Source organism: Caballeronia sp. (assembly GCF_049581465.1).
Lineage (GTDB): Bacteria > Pseudomonadota > Gammaproteobacteria > Burkholderiales > Burkholderiaceae > Caballeronia.
In genome coordinates this window covers 1-2,296 of the sequence record NZ_JBAUSA010001372.1, presented here as the reverse complement: position 1 = coordinate 2,296, position 2,296 = coordinate 1, and the positions used below count along the sequence as shown (strand labels likewise).

Below are 2,296 nucleotides of genomic sequence, written 5' to 3'. Positions count from 1 at the left end.
GCTTCAGCTTCGGATTCAACGCGACGATTGCCGGGTCGTTCCCCTTCTTGATCTTGCCCAGGTAGATGTCGCCGAGAACTTCACCCGACAGCGTCATCTCGCCTGCCTTCACGCCCGGCACGTTGATCGCCGGAACCACGCCGCCAACGACCGTCGGAAACTGGAAAAGCCCCTGCTTTTCGAGTTCGTCGTCTTTCAACGGTGCGTCCGAGCCAGCGAAATCCACCGTCTTCGCGACGATTTGCTTGATGCCGCCCGACGAACCGATACCTTGGTAGTTGACCTTGCCACCGCCCGATTTCTGATACGTGTCGGCCCACTTGGTGTAAATCGGTGCCGCAAAAGTACTTCCCGCGCCGGTAATGTCAGCGGCCTGCGCCGACATGGCGAACATTGCGCCAACGATTCCTGCAAGCGCGGTGTGCATCAATTTCATGTGATCTCCAGGGTTGTGAGCAAGTAACTCGACACCGCGAAGGATAGGTTCTGAATGTGACATTCGGATGACGAATGGTGAAGCTGGAGTGACAAAGGGCTTTCGGACTGAAAGACTCGCGGGGAGGGTTTGGCGCTGTGCCTCAGCTTTTGGAACACCAACTGTGCGTTGCCGAGCCGTCGCACAGGGCCACTCCTACGCAAAAACGCCACGGAGCATACCGTGGCGTTCTTGATGTTGCTTTGATCGCTTTGATCTCTGTTCCCCCGCTTAAGTCGTCGCTTCCTTCACGACCTTCGCGATGCCCTCCGCGTGCCTGACGGCATCCGCCTGCGACGCAGCTTCCACCATCACGCGCAGCACCGGCTCCGTTCCAGACGCGCGAATCAGCACACGACCGCTCGACTCAAGCGAACGCTCCGCATCGGCAATAGCGCGCTTGATCGCGTCACTGCTCTTCCAGTCGGCATCCGGGCCCATCCGCACATTGATCAACTTCTGGGGAAAAAGCGTCACGCCGTCAAGCAACTCGGCCAGCGTCTTGCCACTGCGCTTGATCGCAGCCAGGACCAGCAGCGCCGAGACAATGCCATCGCCTGTGGAATGCCGATCCAGCGACAAAATGTGCCCGGATCCCTCCGCGCCCAGCGACCAGTTGTTCTCACGCAATTTCTCAAGCACGTAGCGATCGCCGACCGCCGCGCGCACGAATTGCACGCCCGCGTCTTTGAGCGCGACCTCGACCGCCATATTCGTCATCAACGTCCCGACCGCACCGTCCACACGGCCATCGGTCGCAATGCGGTCCTTCACCAGCACATACAGCAATTCATCGCCGTTGTAGAGGCGGCCCAACGCATCGACGACCTGCAACCGGTCTGCATCGCCATCCAGCGCAATGCCGATATCGGCGCCATGCTCCTTGACCGCCCGTACGAGCGCATCGGGCGCAGTCGCGCCGAACCCATCGTTGATATTGAAGCCGTTCGGCGACACCCCGATCGTGACCACTTCCGCACCGAGTTCATGGAACACCTGGGGCGCCACGTCGTATGCTGCGCCGTTCGCACAATCCACCACCACCTTCAACCCGTGCAGGTCAAAACTCGCCGGGAACGTGCTCTTGCAGAACTCGATATAGCGGCCCCGTGCATCGTCCAGTCGACGGGCCTTGCCAAGCAACTCGGACGGCGCGCACGACATGGGTTCATCGAGTTGCAACTCGATTTGCAGTTCGACTTCGTCGGGAAGCTTGTTGCCGTCGGCAGAGAAAAACTTGATGCCGTTGTCATAGTACGGATTATGCGACGCGCTGATCACCACGCCCGCAGCGAGCCGCAGCGCGCGCGTGAGGTACGCGACGCCCGGTGTAGGTATCGGTCCGGCAAGCATGACGTCAACGCCCGCAGCGGAAAAACCCGACTCCAGGGCCGCTTCCAGCATGTAACCCGACACCCGCGTGTCCTTGCCGATGAGAACGGTTGGCCGCGAAGCGCGCTGCGCCCATCGATCCGCGCCCCCGAGCACCTTGCCCGCTGCATAGCCGAGCCGCAATACGAAGTCCGGCGTGATCGGCGCTTCGCCAACCTTGCCACGAATACCATCGGTTCCAAAATATCGACGTGCCATTGCTTCGTTTCTCTCCCTGCGCTGGATTTCAAGCGCGCCCCGTTAATTTTCGATGCTGCCAGGCTATAAAGCACTAGCCCCTTCGGCCAATCCACTGTCATGTTGCGCCGTGCTCACTCGCCGGAAGCACCGGTTAGTTCGCCGCTCGCACCGCTTGCCATACCTTCAACGCGTCCGAGGTAGCGGCGACATCATGAACGCGCACGATTGCCGCGCCCCGCTCCACCGCGC

The 2,296-nt window shown here is 60.6% G+C and carries 2 protein-coding genes and 1 pseudogene; all 3 read right to left on the bottom strand.

Annotated features, from left to right (window positions below; translation table 11 throughout):
* Positions 1-436, bottom strand: a 436-nt coding sequence (locus WCA53_RS33230; protein WP_423922039.1) for a substrate-binding domain-containing protein, incomplete at its 3' end; no start/stop codon positions are given.
* Between the two features lie 270 nt (positions 437-706).
* The gene (gene glmM, locus WCA53_RS33225; RefSeq protein WP_423922036.1) at positions 707-2,065 is read right to left on the bottom strand and encodes a phosphoglucosamine mutase; all 1,359 of its coding nucleotides are present in this window, start codon (positions 2,063-2,065) and stop codon (positions 707-709) included.
* A 133-nt stretch (positions 2,066-2,198) separates the two neighbouring features.
* Positions 2,199-2,296: pseudogene (locus tag WCA53_RS33220) on the bottom strand (dihydropteroate synthase); the annotation flags it as partial.

Bases quoted from the DNA above. Each gene is read 5' to 3' on its own strand.
- glmM (WP_423922036.1), bottom strand. From the start codon at position 2,065: ATGGCACGTCGATATTTTGGAACCGATGGTATTCGTGGCAAGGTTGGC.